We start from the raw sequence: 14,993 nt of genomic DNA on the forward strand, positions 1-14,993 counted from the left end.
CGGTCGATCTCCGGATGAGACCAAATAACTGCTCCGGTCTACCGGCGCGCCTTTTCCAGTGATTTCTCCTAGCGAGGCGCGCCGGTTTTTTCTCCCGCAGGTCAGACATGCTCGCCTCCCTCGGCAGGCGCGTCCTCGCTGTTGTGATCGTCGGCCTTGCGAGTGCGGATCGAGAGCGTGCCTCGCAGTCGGCGGCGCCGCGGTTCGGCCGTCCAATCGTGAAGTAGTTCGTTGTCGGTCATGCCGCAGCGCTCCACTGAAGCTCGGCCGCCAAGGTTTCCCGATGTTGAGCGGGTAGGTTGCGGCCGTGGATGAACTTGGAGAGTGTTCCGGCTGGAATGCCGAGGCGAACGGCGAGCCGCGATTGCTCGCCCGGTTCGCTCGCTTGCAAGTGGTCGATCAAGAGAGCGCGAAGCGGCGCCGAAATCGGCCCCGATGTAGGAGTGGCTTGTTTCCGTCCCGGTGTTTCCGTCCCGGCTTCGCCCTCTCCCTGGTATACTATTAGTGTTGCAGATTTTGCGGAACGACGATCAACGGAAACGAGCGACGTTTCCAAGTCACCGCTCGCAGGTTTTGCATCCGGTGGGCTGTCGTTTCCATCAAGGTCCGCAATATTTGCAACCGCTCGGTCGCAGATTTTGCACCCGTGAATTTCCACACAGCGCCAGGTTTCAAAGTCTCGAGTTGGTGCCGAAGGCTTGCCTCCCGGCCATGCGGCCCAAGTGTACCGCCACAGCGTCGAGTGCAGCACCTTGCGAGAGAAGGCGCCTTTGGATGTTGCTCGAATGAAGCCTTTGTCCTGCAACTCGCGGAAGCAGCTCCAGCATGTTCTTTCACACGTGCCGGTGATGACCGCGGCCTCTCTGCAGCTGAACCCGATGCTGCCATTGCGCTCGCCGTTGTCACGGGCGATCAGCGCCAGCAACAGCTTCACGGAGTTGCCGCTCAGGTGCCTCCAAGCCTCGCATCCGGTGATGCTGGCGTACAGCCGGACATGCTTCGGTTCCTTGCGACGTTGATGCTTCGTTTGCCCCACGTCAGCGCCTCAATATCCGTCCGCATCTTGCTCGCGGTCGTGGCCGTCCTCTGCGTCGGCGCTGTCCCCCGGCAGGCCGTCGGTATCGCACCACCGGCCTCCTGCGCCGCCCTGGTCGTCGGCGGCAGCGCAGGTGTCGGCGTCGTCGTCCTCGTCGTCCTCCAGACCCGCGAGCAATTCAGGTCCGCCGCGCCGGCGAAGGTTGCCTGGCTTGGTCGCCCATTCGACATAAGCAACGTCGTTGCTGTCGCCCTCGGCGCTCACGGGTTCGTCGTCGCCGCCCTCTTCCAGGTCCGCGTCGCCGTCGATGTCATCGAGCTTGTCGTTCAGGATCGCGAAGGCGCAAGCCGATGCTGTTTGCAAGGCGGCCAGGGTCTCGACGATCTTTTCAAGGTCGCCGCGTTCGATCAGCACGGCGGAATTTGAGAATTGCAGGGGCTCAGCCATGCTGGGCCTCCTGTCGGTAGGGCCACAGCAGGACCTCAAGACGGAGCTTCGCCGCTTGGGATGCTTTGAGAATGCGTCGGTTTGTGCTAGAGCCGCAGGCGTTCCGACCAAACGATACCGCAGCCCCTGCACCCTGCCCGGTGCGGGGGTTTTGCTTAGGCATTAGCCGACTCCCGCGTCGCGGCGCGAGACCTGATCCAAGCGTCGACTTCACTTTCGAGATGGCCGACCGCACGGCCCTTGCCGTTCGGATTGAGAGAGAAGCGCTTCGGGAAGAGGCCTTGCGCCTCAAGCTCGCGAAGCTGACGATCGCAAAAGCCCGTTCGGGCTTCGGTGTCGGCAGGTCTGAGAATTCGCATCGGTTGCTCCAGTTACTTCCGGAGCACACCTATTAGCGCCAGCTCGCAGGGATGCAGCAAGTAGCTAGTCCGGGGACATCGCGATGTCGGCGGAGTAAATATCTGCCCAGATCGCTAACAGCTCATCCTGTGACACGGATGCGGGGTAAGTCAGCCTTCGGCGGACCTCGCGGTGTGCATTGGTGACGGCGGTTTTTCCGACGTTGAACCGGGTGCAGGCTTCCAACAGAATGCCCGCATAGGCACCCCTGGGTGCCCCCCGAACCTCGCGCTCAACCCAGACGCCGATCGTCATCTGCCGGAGGGACTCTTCGCTGCGTTTGCCCCAGCCGCCGGGTCGCTTGGACCTGCCGATGGCTTCTAGCCGATATGGCATATAGTCTTCGCCGCCGCCGATCATGTCGGCTAACTCCCGCGCAAGGGCCGGCTCGATCTCGTAATAGCCCGCTCGGAAATAGGCCGCGAGTGGCATAAGGTCGCCCTCTACTAGACCAGCGGCAACCTTGCCCAACGCCTTCCGCTGATCTTCGGGCCAGTCTTCGAACTTAGCCATGGAGCGCGACCACGTTATCTGCCTCACCTTGGAGTATGCGCTCAATGAGCCCGGCGAGCGCGGCGAGTGCCTTGCCTTTCTCTTCGGTGTAGCCGTGGCGGTCGTAAGTGCCTTCCACGCCCTGAATGACGTGGCCTAGCGTCCGCTCGGCGATGTCGGGCCGCACACCCGCCCGCGCCATCAGCGAACGCGCCGTGCGCCGCAGGTCGTGCACTACCCAAGGCGAGATTCCGGCCCGCTTGTCGAGATCGGCCTTACAGGCTGAAAAGCTGTTGAACGCCTTGGCGCCGCGGCCGGCGAAGACGTAGGGATTGCCCTCGATCTCGGGTTGCGCGTCGATAATCTCGACCGCCATCTTCGGGAGCGGGAGTGTGCCAGCGTTCACTTTCTCGCGAGGCTCCGCGGCGATTGCCCACGTGCCGTCCTGAATGTCCGCCCACTTCATCCTTGCCAGCTTGGCGCGGCGCTGGCCGGTCAGCAGGGCGACTTTCACCAGCGCGCCGAACGTGCCTTTGCAGGCGGTCCAGACTGTCCGGATTTCCTCGTCAGTCAGGGTCCGTTTTCTGGAGCGGTCGGCATAGCTGCCTGAACGGCGCATTTCGGGAATGACGGGGGAGACGTAATCCTCGTCATACTGCCGATACCAGCCGAACAGCTTGGATAGGGTCGCCAGCACGCGGTCGGCTTGAACCGGACCGTTATTGTCGGCCAAGTCGTCCAGCAGCTCGGTCACCGTCCCGCGCCGGATTGAGAGAAACGGCTTCGCCTCCCAGCGCGGGTAGAGGTAAGCGGTGAATTGGCGTTTGATTTCGCCAGCCGAGCGCAAGGGCTCGCCGTCCTGTTTCTTGCCGCCACGATCAACCCAGCGAAGCAGGAACCGCTCGGCGACCTCCTTGAACGTCTCTGGCGCCTTCACAGGCTCGGCGGGCTCGATGGGCGCGCTGCCGGCCTTAACGCGCTCCACGGCGCTCACAGCCGCCGCACGGGCCGCTGCGACGCTCATCCCGCCCGGTTCGCCGATGCGTTTCCAAACCTGCTTGCCGGAAGGATCGCGGGCGACAATCGAAAAGGACTTCTTTCCCTTCGGCGTAACGATCAGCGCGAGCCCGGTTGTCGCCTCGTCGAATATCACCCGGCGCTTCGCCCCTGGTTTGGCCGTAGCAACCTCTTTCTAGAAGCCCTTCAAGAGCGATGCGGGCCTTGCCATGCGCGTCTCCTGTCTAACATCTGTCTAACTGGCGGGCTTCCAGCTACGTTAGCTAGGTTCCGCTCAATTCCAGATAATTGACGGGTTTCTGCGGGGTTGGCAACCCTCGCCTCCTGATACTTCCACTGCCTTCCGGCTATCGACTGTGATTTGTAATCAGGGGGTCGTGGGTTCGATTCCTGCAGCCGGCGCCGCGAATAGCTCCAACGCCCGTTCAGTCCGTCAGGGCGCGGTCGATTGACTTCGCCGCGCGATCGGACGCGCGCCTCTCGAACCGCCGGTCGGTGCGCTGGAAGCGCTCCACCCATACTTTGAGAGTGGCATCCTGCAACTCGGCAGTCCAGAGGCCCGAAATGGGATCGCGGGTAAACGAGGGCTCGGGAGTGACCGAAAGCCCGGTTCGCGTTTCATCTTCGCCCTCGCCATCCCAGCTGAGCGCGTTCTTTATCAGCACGACCGACGCATCGTAGAGACCGGAAGCCTGGTAGACATTGCGCCGAGCCATCTTTGGCGTGTGTCCGGTGGCGGTGCCGGAAAACCCGTGCATCGTGCCGACCAGGATCCGGCCGACCGGAACAGCTTCGGTCATGGTTGGACATCCTTGCGGCCACCATCGAACCCGGCCGAAGCGACCAGGCGCGCTCGGACCGTGAGCTTGGCGCGGCCACCGGTGAAGCCAGGTGCATCACCGATCGCCAAGGGGATGCCGGTTTCGATCGTAAAAGGCGGCTCGCCCGGTTCCGGGCAATGAACGGGAATGCTGATCGCCGCCGGATTGTTCTCGTCCGCGAGCCAAGTCACGCCGTCGGCTTCGACGCTGAGCACAACTTCGGTCGGAGCGTCTCCGGAGCGAACCGGAAGCTGTACCTTGCGCGTGCCCGCCAGCGGACGGGTCGTGCCCGGCTTGAGCTGGTGCTCGTCGACGGCGATCGACCCGGAGGCAACTAGCCCGGAGCTGTGCACTTGCGCCTGCACGGCATATTTCCACCGGTCCGAGACGTGCCCCGCAAGGCTTTCGCCTGCAACCCAGGGAGGACATCCCTCTGAATTTTTGTATCCATTTTCTAGGTGCGCATTGCTAATGAATGCCCATTTGGAAACGAGGAGGCTTAAGTCATTAATTCAAAACGATTTTACTCCAACCACCACTACTATAGCTGAAGCATTCGTGGAGATTGGCCAACTCTCGTTAGGTCGACGGCGGAACAGCCGCGAAGGCATTTCAGCTCGGGTGACATGCTGTTTCGCGGAGAATTCACATTACTATTGCGCCATATGTAAGAATCATTTTACACGATTCCTCTATCTGTCAAGCACCAACAGCGGCGGCCGCGATGGATCTCTCAGCGTCCCACCGCGACGTACCTGAAACCGTGCCGCTCCACCTCGTCGCGGTCGTAGATGTTGCGCAAGTCGACCAGCAGCTTGTCGGCGAGCAAGTCCGCCATGCGGGCAAAGTCGAGGGCGCGGAACGCGTCCCATTCGGTCACGATCACCGCCGCATGGGCACCCTCGAGCGCTTCGTAGGCGTCCTTGCAATAGGTCACCCCTTCGAGAAGCTTGGCGGCGAGCTCCATCCCTTCGGGATCGTAGGCCCGCACTTTCATGCCCGCGTCTTGCAGCGCCTGGACTATGGCCAGCGACGGCGACTCACGCATGTCGTCGGTGTTGGCCTTGAAAGTCAGGCCGAGCACGCCGACCGTCTTGCCATGGGTATCGCCACCGAGCGCTTGCACCACCTTGCGGCCCATCGCGCGCTTACGGTTGTCGTTGGCCAGCACGACCGCCTCGACGATCCTGAGCGGCGCTTGGTAATCGTGGCCGGTCTTGAGCAGGGCCAGGGTATCCTTGGGGAAGCACGAGCCGCCGTATCCCGGGCCGGCCATGAGGAACCGCGGGCCGATGCGATTGTCCATGCCGATGCCCCTGGCGACATCCTGCACATCGGCGCCGACCTTCTCGCACAAGTCGGCGATCTCGTTGATGAAAGTGATCTTGGTCGCGAGGAAGGCGTTGGCCGCGTACTTGGTCATCTCCGCAGCACGCCGCGCCATCACCAATAGCGGGCTCTCGTTGCGGATAAGCGGGCGATAGACCTCCTGCAGCACCGCCCGGGCGTGCTCGTCATTCACGCCGATGACGATCCGGTCGGGGCGCTTGAAGTCCTCGATTGCCGCGCCTTCGCGGAGGAACTCGGGGTTCGAGGCGACCGAGAACTCAAGATCGGGCCGCGCCTCGCGAATGATCCGCTCGACCTCGTCGCCGGTGCCGACCGGCACCGTCGACTTGGTGACCACGACCGTACCGGGGCGCAAGTGGCTGGCCATCTCCTTGGCGGCAGCGTGGACGTAGGACAGATCGGCATGGCCATCGCCGCGGCGTGAGGGCGTGCCGACGGCAATGAACACAGCGTCCGCGCCCGGCACCGCTTCGGCAATGTCGAGGGTAAAGCGCAGCCTGCCGGCGGCAACGTTGTTCGCCACCAGCTCGTCGAGCCCCGGCTCGAAGATGGGGATCTTGCCCGAAAGCAGCGCCTCGACCTTTGCCGGGTCCTTGTCGACGCAAGTCACCTCGTGGCCAAAATCGGCGAAGCACGCGCCGGACACCAGTCCGACGTAGCCCGTGCCGGTCATGACGATGTGCATTGCGGTCCCCTAAAGCTTGCGAACGCGCGGCGCCTAGCCGCGCCCGCGGTATGGTGCAACGCCTTGCTCGGGCAGCCACAAGTCTTCCGGCGGCGCGCCGGTCTGCCAGAAGACGTCGATCGGAATGCCGCCGCGCGGGTACCAGTAGCCGCCGATACGGAGCCAGCGAGGCTGCATCTCCTTAGCCAGGCGCTGGCCGATGCCGACGGTCACATCCTCATGAAAGCCGCAGTGGTTGCGGAACGAGGACAGGAACAGCTTGAGGCTCTTGCTCTCGACGATCGTCTCGCCGGGCGCATAATCGATCACCAGGTGGGCGAAGTCGGGCTGACCGGTAACCGGGCACAGCGAGGTGAATTCGGGCGCGGCGAAGCGCACGGCGTAGAGCGCCCCTTTTCGGGGGTTCGGCACATAGTCGAGAACCGCCTCCTGCGGCGAGGCCGGCAGCGTGCTCGGTTGCCCAAGATGGAGCGGACTTTGCGGGTCTGTCATGGTGAGGTGATGGCGTGAGCGGCTGCCCGGCACAAGAGGCGTCGTTGACGCGCTCGTTTCAGGGGCTATTCACCCCGCGCCCGCCAAGCGCGGGAACCCGGATCTGATGAAACGACGTCCCTTCCTCCTCGCCGGCACTGCGGCATTGCTTGCGGCCCCCGCGACTGCGCAGGTGTCGGACTTTCGCTTGCAGCCCGGTCCGACGCCGACGCCCACCATAATTGGGCCGCCGCCCGAGACCCCTGCGCCGCGACCTTCGCCAACAGCAACGCCGACACCAACGATCGCCGCGCCCGCGCCGACACCCACGCCGCGGGTCACGTTGCCGCCGGTGGTGACGTCCACGCCGACACCGCGAGCCACGGCGCGGCCGACGGCAACGGCAACGGCGATGGCGACGCCCACGGCCATTCCGACGACGACTCCGTCGCTCACGCCTGGTTTGAACGCCACGCCGACGGCCGCGGCACCCCTGCCGAGCCTGCCAAGTTCGACGATTGCCGCTCCTGAGGAGCGCGCCGCCCCCTGGTGGCCGTGGATCGTCGCGGCGTTTTTCCTCGGCGGCGCGACTTTCGCCGGGCTCTGGTGGCTGCGCCGGAGGATCGGCCCGGTCGGCACGCTGGTGGTGCCGGAAATCGAGCGCCCGCGGGTTCCCCCGGCGCCCTCTCCGGCCCCGGAGCCGCGTCCCGAGCCCGTCGCCAACACGTCCGGGACCGCGCCAGCGCCATCCGCCGAGGCACACCCGCTGCACATCGCCATCGAGTTGCGCAAGCTGACCCTCACGCTGATGAACGCGACGCTCGGCTACCGCCTGACACTGACCAACGCCGGGCCCGAACCGCTGGAGGACATCGCGATCGCCGCGGACCTCATCGGGGCGCACGGCTCGCTGCCGCGTGAAGTCTTGATCGCCGGGCCTGCGACCGAGTTGCCGATCGGCCACCGCCTCGCCGGACTCGCGCCCGGAGAAAGCGCCGAGGTGGCGGGTGAAGTGCGCGTGCCGCTTGCCCAGCTGCGGCCGATTTCCCAAGGCCGAGCGCAACTGTTTGTGCCGCTTGCACGTTTCCGCATAGACGCAAAGGAACAGGAGCCGCGCTGCTTCACGCTGGTCGCGGGCCAGCCTTCGCCGAGCGGCAACGGTGCAATCCAACCTGTGCGGCTGGACCACGGCCCGAGAGTCTACGACGGGCTTGCCGGGCGCGCCTTTTAGGCCGTAATCCGCGAGGCAATGAAAAGTCTCGTCTCAACTGACTGGTTGGCGCAGCATCTCGGCGAGCCGGGCCTGGTCGTGCTCGACGCCTCGGCCCACTTACCCGACGCCCAGCGCGACCCGCGTGCCGAGTTCGAGTTGGCGCACATTCCGGGCGCACGGTTTCTCGACCTGCCGACCCTCATCGACCCTGCCAGCCCTGTGCCCAGCGCGATCCCGACGGAAGAGCAGTTCGCCGAGCGGATGCGGGCGGTCGGGATCAACAATGGCGACCGGCTGGTGATTTACGACGACAGCGCGGTGAAGACCTCGGCCCGCGCCTGGTTCATCGCCCGGATGCGCGGCGTCACGGATGTCGCGATCCTTGACGGCGGCCTGGGCAAGTGGCGCGCCGACGGACGGCCGCTCGAAGGCGGAGCAGCGGGGTTGCAACGCGGGCACTTCACCGCCGCCAACGGACCCGGCACCGTCCGATTCAAGTCCGACATTCTCGCCGACCTCGGCGCGCGCCGCGAGCAACTCCTCGACGCGCGCGGCCGCCCCCGCTTCACCGGCGAGGAGCCCGACTTCCGCCCGAACATTGCGAGCGGCCACATCCCCGGCTCGCGCAACTTGCCGTACAACCTGCTCTTCGCGCACGACGGCACTTTCTGTTCGACGAAGGACCTGCGCCGCGCGTTCGACGAGGCGGGGATCGATCTCGACAAGCCCATCGTGACCACCTGCGGAGGAGGCGTGACTGCGGCAGTGCTGCTGTTCGCACTGCACTTACTGGGCAAGGACGACGTCGCGCTGTACGACGGCAGTTGGAGCGAATGGGGCGCCGATCCGGTGACGCCGAAGGAACTGGGAGCGGCCGCTTGAGCGGCAAGGACAAACCGCTTCGCCCAGCCACCCGCGTCGTCGAGGGCGGACGGCGCAAGGAATGGACCGGGGCGGTGGTCAATCCGCCCGTGTGGCGGGCGAGCACGCACCTTTACGCCGACAGCGCCGATCTCGCCACAGGGCGACCGAACGAGGATGGCCACTTCTATTACGGCCGCCGCGGCGCGCCGACGCAGTGGTCGCTGGCCGAGGCGCTGACCGAACTCGAGCCGGGCGCGGCGGGCACCGTATTGTATCCGAGCGGCGTCGCGGCGATCGCCGGCTCGCTGCTGGCGGTGCTCAAGCAGGGCGACGTCCTGCTGATGACCGACAACGCCTACGAGCCGAGCCGGGTCATGGCGCGCACGCTGCTCGCCCCGCTGGGAATCGAGACGCGCTTCTTCGATCCGCTCGACGTCGCCGGCTTTGCCGGGCGGTTCGACGAGCGCACCGCGGCGGTGCTGCTCGAAAGCCCGGGCAGCCTGACGATGGAAGTCTGCGACGTCCCCGCCCTCGCCGCGATCGCTCGCGAAAAGGGTGCGGTCACCTTGCTCGACAACACCTGGGCGAGCCCGCTCGGTTTCCCCGCGCTCGAACGTGGCTGCGACATTTCGATCATGAGCCTGACCAAGCACGTCGGCGGCCATTCGGACCTGATGATGGGCTCCGCAGCGGCCGGCGATCCGCTTTACGGCAAGCTGCGCGCCAAGGCTCAGGCGATGGGCCATGTCGTTTCGCCGGACGACGCGGCACTGGCTTTACGGGGGCTGCGGACGCTCGCCGTGCGCCTTAACCAAGAAACCTCGAGTTGCCTTGAGGTTGTCAAATTTCTCTCGCAACACTCTGAAATTGCGTACATTCTTTGCCCCTTGTTGCCCGGCTCACCGAGCTACGACCTGTGGTCGCGCGATTTCATCGGCGGCTGCGGCCTGTTCAGTTTCGTGCTCAAGGGAGGCGACGAAGCGGCGCGCGCGCGGTTCATCGACGCGCTCGAAATGTTCGGTATCGGTTACAGCTGGGGCGGCTACGAGAGCCTGGTGATTCCGTTCGATCCCGCCCGCGCCCGCACAGCCACGAGCTGGCCGCCATCCGGCTGGGATCCCGCCGACCGCCTTGGCATCCGCCTGTCGATCGGCCTCGAAGACCCGGCCGACCTCATCGCCGATCTCGAGGGGGGATTTGCCGCCATGAGGTCCGCGCGATGATGGGGCACGGCAGGGATGGCGTGATGAGAGTTCTCGACGCCTGGGGCTTCACCGTGTCGGGTTACCGCATCTCGCTATGGACCGGGCTGATGGCGATCGTGGTCGTCATCGGCGTCTACATCGTCGCCAAGGTGATCACTCGTCTGGTCCGGCTGGCGGTCGGAAAATCGAAGCATCTCGACGCGACCCAGAAGCTTCTCACCGAGAAGCTGGTATCGCTCGCGGTCTGGGCGATCGCGATCCTGATCGGCATCGATATCCTCGGTGTCAACTTGACCGCGTTGACGGTGTTCTCGGGCGCCTTCGGCCTCGCCATCGGCTTCGGCCTGCAGAAGACCTTCGGCAACCTGATCGCCGGAATCATCCTGCTGATGGACCGCTCGATCAAGCCGGGCGACGTGATCGCCGTATCCGACCAGGCCGGCAACTCGACGTTTGGCCAGATCCGCAAGATCGGCATCCGCGCGGTCTCGGTCGTGACCCGCGACGAGCGCGAATACCTGATCCCGAACGAGCAGTTGATGATCAATCAGGTGGAGAACTGGTCGTATTCGAGCCGGACCGTGCGCATCCAGGTTCCGATAGGCGTCGCCTACGAGTCCGATCTGGAACTCGCCGAAAAGCTGATGCTGGAAGCCGCGAAGGCCAGCCCGCGCGTGCTCAATTCGCCACCTCCTTCTGTCTGGCTGGATGCCATCGGGGAAAGCTCGGTCAACTACGTGATCCAATGCTGGATCAGCGACCCGGAAGAAGGCATCGGCAACGTGCGGTCCGACGTCCTCCGGCGCCTGTGGAAGCTGTTCCAGGAGAATCGGATCGAGATTCCCTTCGCCCAGCGTGACCTGCGTCTCCGCGATAGCGCACAATTCCAGCTGCTCGTGAAGGCGATCGCGCAGCGAGTGGCCAAAGAAGAGCGACCCTAAAGCTCTCCTAGCCAGCGCGAAAACCATTCTCGCTGGCGATGCTGCGGCGCAGCGCTCATTTGCAGCGCCATGGACAAGATCGGCACCGTTTACCTTGTCGGCGCGGGCCCGGGCGATCCGGACCTGCTGACCCTGCGCGCCGCGCGGCTGCTCGCGCGCGCCGAGCTGGTCGTGCACGACGGGCTGGTTGATCCCGCGGTGCTGGCGCTGGCCGGACCCAAGGCGCGTTTCGTTTCCGTCGCCAAGAGCCGCGCGCGGCACACACTGCCGCAGGTCGCGATCAACGCGCTGCTGGTGCGCGAGGCGCTCGGCGGTCGCGATGTCGTGCGGCTGAAAGGCGGCGACCCGTTCGTCTTCGGCCGCGGCGGCGAGGAGGCCGAGGCCTGCCGGGCGGCAGGCGTTCCGGTCGAAGTCGTCCCGGGCGTGACGTCGGCGCTCGGCGCGGCGGCGGCCGCACAGATCGCGCTGACCCACCGCGAGGCCGCCAGCGTCGTCAGCTTCGTCGCGGGCCAGTGCAAGGGCCTCGCCGAGCAGAACTGGGCCGGCCTGGCCGGTCAGGGTCGTACGCTGGTGATCTACATGGGTGTCAAGACCGCGCCGCAGATCGCCGAGAAGCTGATGGCCGACGGCCTCGCTCCGGATATGCCCATCGCCGTGATCGAGAACGCCTGCCGGCCAGAAATGCGCGTCCTGCGCGCGCCCCTCGCCGGTCTTCCCGATCTCGTCGAGGGCGAGCGGGTGAAGAGCCCCGCCCTGATCATCATCGGCGAAGTGACCGCGCGCGACGACGCGGCGGTCGGCCAACTCGTTTCGGAGTTCGCGCAGTGAAAATCATCACCGGCAACGACCTCAAGACCGGCGCGGTCATCTGGTGGACGGGACAGGACTGGTCGATCCACGTGGAGGACGCCGCCGATGTCGGCGACCACGGCGAGCAGATCCTCGCGGTCGAAGACGCAGCCCTCCGGGTCAACGGCGGCTACGTGATCGACGCCGAGCGGACCGCCGAGGGCGTGCGCCCGGCGCACATCAAGGACCGCATCCGCGCGCTCGGGCCGACCGTGCGCCCCGACCTGACTCTCAAGCCCGCCGATCCCAACGCCGGCAACTGGGTGATCTGATGTACCGCTATGACAAATACGACCAGGCGATGGTCGACGCCCGGGTCGAGGATTTCCGCGACCAGACCCGCCGCCGCATCGCCGGGCAGATGACCGACGACCAGTTCAAGCCGCTGCGGCTCAAGAACGGCCTCTACCTGCAGCTCCACGCCTACATGCTGCGCGTGGCTATTCCGTACGGCACGCTCAACAGCACGCAGATGCGCAAGCTGGCGCACATCGCCCGCACTTACGATCGCGGCTACGGCCACTTCACCACCCGACAGAACATCCAGTACAACTGGATCAAGCTCGAGCAGGCGCCCGACATCCTCGCCGAGCTGGCGACGGTCGAGATGCACGCGATCCAGACCAGCGGCGAGAGCATCCGCAACGTCTCCGCCGACCACTATGCCGGCGCCACCGCCGACGAGGTGATCGACCCCCGGCCGTGGGCCGAGATGCTGCGGCAGATGACCACGTTCATGCCCGAATTCAGCTACCTGCCGCGCAAGTTCAAGATTGCGGTGATCGCCGCGGAGGAAGACCGCGCGGCGATGCGCTGGCACGACTTCGGGCTGCGCATCGTCAAGAACGACGCGGGCGAGATCGGCTTCGAGGTCTACCCCGGCGGCGGGATGGGCCGCACGCCGTTCATCGCCTACAAGGCGCGCGACTTTCTGCCGCAGCACCAGATTTTCAGCTACCTGCAGGCCGTACTGCGGGTGTGGAACCGCCACGCCCGGCGCGACAACATCCACAAGCAGCGGATGAAAATCCTGGTTCACGAGCTCGGCGAGGAGGAATTCACCCGCCAGGTCGAGGAAGCCTTCCAGCACATCCTCAAGCTTGGCAGCGACTTCCCGCAGGCCGAATACGACCGCATCGCCGCGTACTTCGCCCCGCCGCCGTTCGAAACGAGGCTCTCGGACGAAATTGACCGCTCCGACCCCGATTTCGCCGTCTGGGTCGACCAGAACGTCGCCGCGCACAAGGCGCCCGGCTACGCGATCGCCAACATCAGCTTGAAACCCATCAAGGGCATCGGCGGCGACATCACCGCCGAGCAGATGGAAGTCGTGGCCGATCTCGCCGAGCGCTACAGCTTCGACGAGCTGCGCGCCGCGCACACCCAGAACCTCGTCCTGCCGCATGTCCGCAAGCAGGACCTCTATGCGGTGTGGCAGGCTCTGGTCGAAGCCGGGCTGGCCGACGCCAACCTCGACCTCGTTACCGACATCATCGCCTGCCCCGGGCTCGATTACTGCAGCCTCGCCAACGCCCGCTCGATCCCGGTTGCGCAGAAGATCGCCGAGCGCTTCGCCGACGAGGCGCGGCAGAAAGACATCGGCGAGCTGAAGATCAAGATCTCTGGCTGCATCAACGCCTGCGGCCACCACCATGCGGGACACATCGGCATTCTCGGCGTGGACCGCAAAGGCACCGAGAACTACCAACTCCTGCTCGGCGGCTCGGGCGACGAGAACACGACTCAAGCCAAGATCACCGGCCCCGGTTTCGACGAGGACGGCATCGTCGACGCGGTCGAGCGCGCGGTCGAGCATTACCGCGGCATCCGCGAGCCGGGGGAGCGCTTCCTCGACACTTACCGCCGTGTCGGCATGGATGGCTTCAAGGAGGCGATCTATGGCTGAGTCAGGCAATCCGATCCCGCAGGCGGCGAGCGAGGCCAATTACCTGCGCTTCCGCGAGGACTCCCCGGCCGACGAGCCGGCGGTGAGCCTGGATTCGTTCTTCGAGCAGCCCAATGCCGTGTCGGTGCGCATCGAGGCCGGCGACGACCCCCAGCGGCTGATCCCGCACCTCTCCCGCGTGAAGCTGGTCGAGGTCGACTTTCCCAAGTTCCGCGACGGCCGCGGCTTCTCGACCGCGCGTATCCTGCGCGAGGCGGGCTACACCGGCGAGATCAAGGCCACCGGCGATGTGCTGGTCGACCTCGTCTACTTCATGCGCCGCTGCGGCTTCGACAGCTTCGCACCCGACGTGGCGATCGATCCGGCGGTGCTGGAAGCGTGCCTGAACCGCTATCCTCACGTCTACCAGCACGCCGCCGACGACGCGGTGCCGATCTGGCAGCTGCGCCACCCGGAGCTCGCCAATGGCTAGCCGCGCCATCGATGTGATCGACACCGCGCCGCGCTTCACGCAGGCCGACGCCGACGCGCTCAACTCCCGCTTCGCCGGCGTGGACGCGGCGACGATGCTGCGCACGCTGTTGGCCGAAGGCACGCTCGGTCGGGTCGCGGTGGTCAGCTCGTTCGGTACCGAAAGCGCCGTGCTTCTGCACCTCGTCGCCCAGGCCGATCCGGCGACGCCGGTGATCTTCGTCGACACACTCAAGATGTTCGACGAGACGCTGGCCTATCGCGAGACGCTGATCGAGCGCTTGGGCCTGACCAACAACTCGGTCGTCACGCCCGATCCGACGGTGATCGCTGCCAAGGACGAAACCGGCTTGCGCTGGTCCTACGATCCCGACGGCTGCTGCGCGATCCGCAAGGTCGAGCCGCTGGCTCGCGCCAAGACCGGTCTCGACAGCTGGATCTCGGGCCGCAAGGCGTTTCAGTCGGTTACCCGGCAGAACCTGCCGCGCTTCGAGATCGAGGACGGCCGGCTGAAGATCAACCCGCTCGGTGACTGGAACAAGGACGACCTCGAAGCCTATTTCGCGGAATACGACCTGCCGCGTCACCCGCTCGAGGAGCAGGGCTTCCTCTCGGTCGGCTGCCAGCCGTGCACCAGCCCGGTGCTGCCCGGCGAAGACCCGCGCGCGGGCCGTTGGCGCGGGTGGGACAAGACCGAGTGCGGCATCCACCTGCCGGGCGTGCCCGACAGCGACGAAGGCGAGCTGCCTCCGGGGTACGAACCGGCGTTCTGAGGCGGAACCAAGCCCCGTCGCAGACGCTCTCGCTTGGTAGGCAGGGCCGCTCA

General features: G+C 65.6%; 20 protein-coding genes and 1 pseudogene. 9 read left to right on the forward strand and 12 right to left on the reverse strand.

The window, feature by feature from the left end:
- Window positions 1–101 precede the first annotated feature (101 nt).
- From G7B69_RS05685 to G7B69_RS05735, 12 genes and pseudogenes are all read right to left on the reverse strand, one after another.
- Window positions 102–242, reverse strand: a complete 141-nt coding sequence (locus G7B69_RS05685; RefSeq protein ID WP_166177020.1) for a hypothetical protein — start codon at window positions 240–242, stop codon at window positions 102–104.
- Entirely contained in the window at window positions 239–934 is a 696-nt protein-coding gene (locus G7B69_RS05690) for a hypothetical protein (protein WP_166177022.1), read from the reverse strand. The genes G7B69_RS05685 and G7B69_RS05690 overlap by 4 nt, the downstream gene beginning before the upstream one ends.
- Before the next feature lie 111 nt (window positions 935–1,045).
- Window positions 1,046–1,450, reverse strand: coding sequence for a hypothetical protein (locus G7B69_RS05695; protein ID WP_166177024.1), 405 nt, complete (start codon window positions 1,448–1,450; stop codon window positions 1,046–1,048).
- Window positions 1,451–1,638: 188 nt separating this feature from the next.
- On the reverse strand, window positions 1,639–1,842 hold the full coding sequence (locus tag G7B69_RS17025; RefSeq protein WP_166177026.1) for a helix-turn-helix transcriptional regulator: 204 nt from the start codon (window positions 1,840–1,842) through the stop codon (window positions 1,639–1,641).
- 64 nt (window positions 1,843–1,906) lie between these two features.
- The gene (locus tag G7B69_RS05705; RefSeq protein ID WP_166177028.1) at window positions 1,907–2,395 is read right to left on the reverse strand and encodes a hypothetical protein; all 489 of its coding nucleotides are present in this window, start codon (window positions 2,393–2,395) and stop codon (window positions 1,907–1,909) included.
- Window positions 2,388–2,993: a tyrosine-type recombinase/integrase gene (locus tag G7B69_RS16990; RefSeq protein ID WP_341479168.1), complete on the reverse strand. Its 606-nt coding sequence runs from the start codon at window positions 2,991–2,993 to the stop codon at window positions 2,388–2,390. The genes G7B69_RS05705 and G7B69_RS16990 overlap by 8 nt, the downstream gene beginning before the upstream one ends.
- Before the next feature lie 342 nt (window positions 2,994–3,335).
- Window positions 3,336–3,548 (reverse strand): annotated as a pseudogene (locus G7B69_RS16995) (integrase arm-type DNA-binding domain-containing protein); the annotation flags it as partial.
- 268 nt (window positions 3,549–3,816) lie between these two features.
- A complete protein-coding gene (locus G7B69_RS05715; protein WP_166177032.1) occupies window positions 3,817–4,191 on the reverse strand; it encodes a hypothetical protein in 375 nt (124 codons plus the stop codon).
- Entirely contained in the window at window positions 4,188–4,577 is a 390-nt protein-coding gene (locus G7B69_RS05720) for a hypothetical protein (RefSeq protein WP_166177034.1), read from the reverse strand. The genes G7B69_RS05715 and G7B69_RS05720 overlap by 4 nt, the downstream gene beginning before the upstream one ends.
- 368 nt (window positions 4,578–4,945) lie before the next feature.
- The gene (locus G7B69_RS05725; RefSeq protein ID WP_166177036.1) at window positions 4,946–6,247 is read right to left on the reverse strand and encodes a UDP-glucose dehydrogenase family protein; all 1,302 of its coding nucleotides are present in this window, start codon (window positions 6,245–6,247) and stop codon (window positions 4,946–4,948) included.
- A gap of 33 nt (window positions 6,248–6,280) precedes the next feature.
- Window positions 6,281–6,739 (reverse strand): preQ(1) synthase, encoded by a 459-nt coding sequence (queF, locus tag G7B69_RS05730; protein ID WP_166177038.1) that lies wholly within the window; start codon window positions 6,737–6,739, stop codon window positions 6,281–6,283.
- Between the two features lie 69 nt (window positions 6,740–6,808).
- Window positions 6,809–7,150 carry a hypothetical protein gene (locus G7B69_RS05735; protein ID WP_166177040.1) on the reverse strand — a complete coding sequence of 114 codons (342 nt, stop codon included), beginning with the start codon at window positions 7,148–7,150 and terminating at the stop codon, window positions 6,809–6,811.
- Between G7B69_RS05735 and G7B69_RS05740 the strand changes: the two genes are divergently transcribed.
- The 9 genes from G7B69_RS05740 (at window position 7,131) to G7B69_RS05780 (ending at window position 14,940) form a co-directional block, all read left to right on the forward strand.
- Window positions 7,131–7,949: a hypothetical protein gene (locus G7B69_RS05740; RefSeq protein ID WP_166177042.1), complete on the forward strand. Its 819-nt coding sequence runs from the start codon at window positions 7,131–7,133 to the stop codon at window positions 7,947–7,949. The genes G7B69_RS05735 and G7B69_RS05740 overlap by 20 nt on opposite strands.
- An 18-nt stretch (window positions 7,950–7,967) precedes the next feature.
- Entirely contained in the window at window positions 7,968–8,813 is an 846-nt protein-coding gene (gene sseA, locus G7B69_RS05745) for a 3-mercaptopyruvate sulfurtransferase (protein WP_166177044.1), read from the forward strand.
- Window positions 8,765–10,018: a cystathionine beta-lyase gene (gene metC, locus G7B69_RS05750; RefSeq protein ID WP_166177046.1), complete on the forward strand. Its 1,254-nt coding sequence runs from the start codon at window positions 8,765–8,767 to the stop codon at window positions 10,016–10,018. The genes sseA and metC overlap by 49 nt, the downstream gene beginning before the upstream one ends.
- 23 nt (window positions 10,019–10,041) lie before the next feature.
- Window positions 10,042–10,941: a mechanosensitive ion channel family protein gene (locus tag G7B69_RS05755; RefSeq protein WP_243415042.1), complete on the forward strand. Its 900-nt coding sequence runs from the start codon at window positions 10,042–10,044 to the stop codon at window positions 10,939–10,941.
- Between the two features lie 69 nt (window positions 10,942–11,010).
- Complete coding sequence (cobA, locus tag G7B69_RS05760) at window positions 11,011–11,769, forward strand: uroporphyrinogen-III C-methyltransferase (protein ID WP_166177050.1); 759 nt, start codon at window positions 11,011–11,013, stop codon at window positions 11,767–11,769.
- Window positions 11,766–12,062, forward strand: coding sequence for a DUF2849 domain-containing protein (locus tag G7B69_RS05765; protein ID WP_166177052.1), 297 nt, complete (start codon window positions 11,766–11,768; stop codon window positions 12,060–12,062). The genes cobA and G7B69_RS05765 overlap by 4 nt, the downstream gene beginning before the upstream one ends.
- Window positions 12,062–13,696: a nitrite/sulfite reductase gene (locus G7B69_RS05770; RefSeq protein ID WP_166177054.1), complete on the forward strand. Its 1,635-nt coding sequence runs from the start codon at window positions 12,062–12,064 to the stop codon at window positions 13,694–13,696. Before G7B69_RS05765 ends, G7B69_RS05770 begins: the two co-directional genes overlap by 1 nt.
- Window positions 13,689–14,168, forward strand: coding sequence for a DUF934 domain-containing protein (locus tag G7B69_RS05775; RefSeq protein ID WP_166177056.1), 480 nt, complete (start codon window positions 13,689–13,691; stop codon window positions 14,166–14,168). Before G7B69_RS05770 ends, G7B69_RS05775 begins: the two co-directional genes overlap by 8 nt.
- Window positions 14,161–14,940: a phosphoadenylyl-sulfate reductase gene (locus G7B69_RS05780; RefSeq protein WP_166177058.1), complete on the forward strand. Its 780-nt coding sequence runs from the start codon at window positions 14,161–14,163 to the stop codon at window positions 14,938–14,940. The genes G7B69_RS05775 and G7B69_RS05780 overlap by 8 nt, the downstream gene beginning before the upstream one ends.
- Window positions 14,941–14,993: the final 53 nt, after the last annotated feature.

This window comes from Croceibacterium segetis (assembly GCF_011320115.1).
In the GTDB taxonomy this organism is placed as follows: domain Bacteria; phylum Pseudomonadota; class Alphaproteobacteria; order Sphingomonadales; family Sphingomonadaceae; genus Croceibacterium_B; species Croceibacterium_B segetis.

Coding starts and splice junctions, on each gene's coding strand:
- G7B69_RS05685 (WP_166177020.1), bottom strand. CDS start 242: ATGACCGACAACGAACTACTTCACGATTGGACGGCCGAACCGCGGCGC.
- G7B69_RS17025 (WP_166177026.1), bottom strand. CDS start 1,842: ATGCGAATTCTCAGACCTGCCGACACCGAAGCCCGAACGGGCTTTTGC.
- G7B69_RS05705 (WP_166177028.1), bottom strand. CDS start 2,395: ATGGCTAAGTTCGAAGACTGGCCCGAAGATCAGCGGAAGGCGTTGGGC.
- G7B69_RS16990 (WP_341479168.1), bottom strand. CDS start 2,993: ATGCGCCGTTCAGGCAGCTATGCCGACCGCTCCAGAAAACGGACCCTG.
- G7B69_RS05715 (WP_166177032.1), bottom strand. CDS start 4,191: ATGACCGAAGCTGTTCCGGTCGGCCGGATCCTGGTCGGCACGATGCAC.
- G7B69_RS05725 (WP_166177036.1), bottom strand. CDS start 6,247: ATGCACATCGTCATGACCGGCACGGGCTACGTCGGACTGGTGTCCGGC.
- queF (WP_166177038.1), bottom strand. CDS start 6,739: ATGACAGACCCGCAAAGTCCGCTCCATCTTGGGCAACCGAGCACGCTG.
- G7B69_RS05740 (WP_166177042.1), top strand. CDS start 7,131: ATGGCGACGCCCACGGCCATTCCGACGACGACTCCGTCGCTCACGCCT.
- G7B69_RS05735 (WP_166177040.1), bottom strand. CDS start 7,150: ATGGCCGTGGGCGTCGCCATCGCCGTTGCCGTTGCCGTCGGCCGCGCC.
- sseA (WP_166177044.1), top strand. CDS start 7,968: ATGAAAAGTCTCGTCTCAACTGACTGGTTGGCGCAGCATCTCGGCGAG.
- metC (WP_166177046.1), top strand. CDS start 8,765: ATGGGGCGCCGATCCGGTGACGCCGAAGGAACTGGGAGCGGCCGCTTG.
- G7B69_RS05755 (WP_243415042.1), top strand. CDS start 10,042: ATGAGAGTTCTCGACGCCTGGGGCTTCACCGTGTCGGGTTACCGCATC.
- cobA (WP_166177050.1), top strand. CDS start 11,011: ATGGACAAGATCGGCACCGTTTACCTTGTCGGCGCGGGCCCGGGCGAT.
- G7B69_RS05770 (WP_166177054.1), top strand. CDS start 12,062: ATGTACCGCTATGACAAATACGACCAGGCGATGGTCGACGCCCGGGTC.
- G7B69_RS05775 (WP_166177056.1), top strand. CDS start 13,689: ATGGCTGAGTCAGGCAATCCGATCCCGCAGGCGGCGAGCGAGGCCAAT.
- G7B69_RS05780 (WP_166177058.1), top strand. CDS start 14,161: ATGGCTAGCCGCGCCATCGATGTGATCGACACCGCGCCGCGCTTCACG.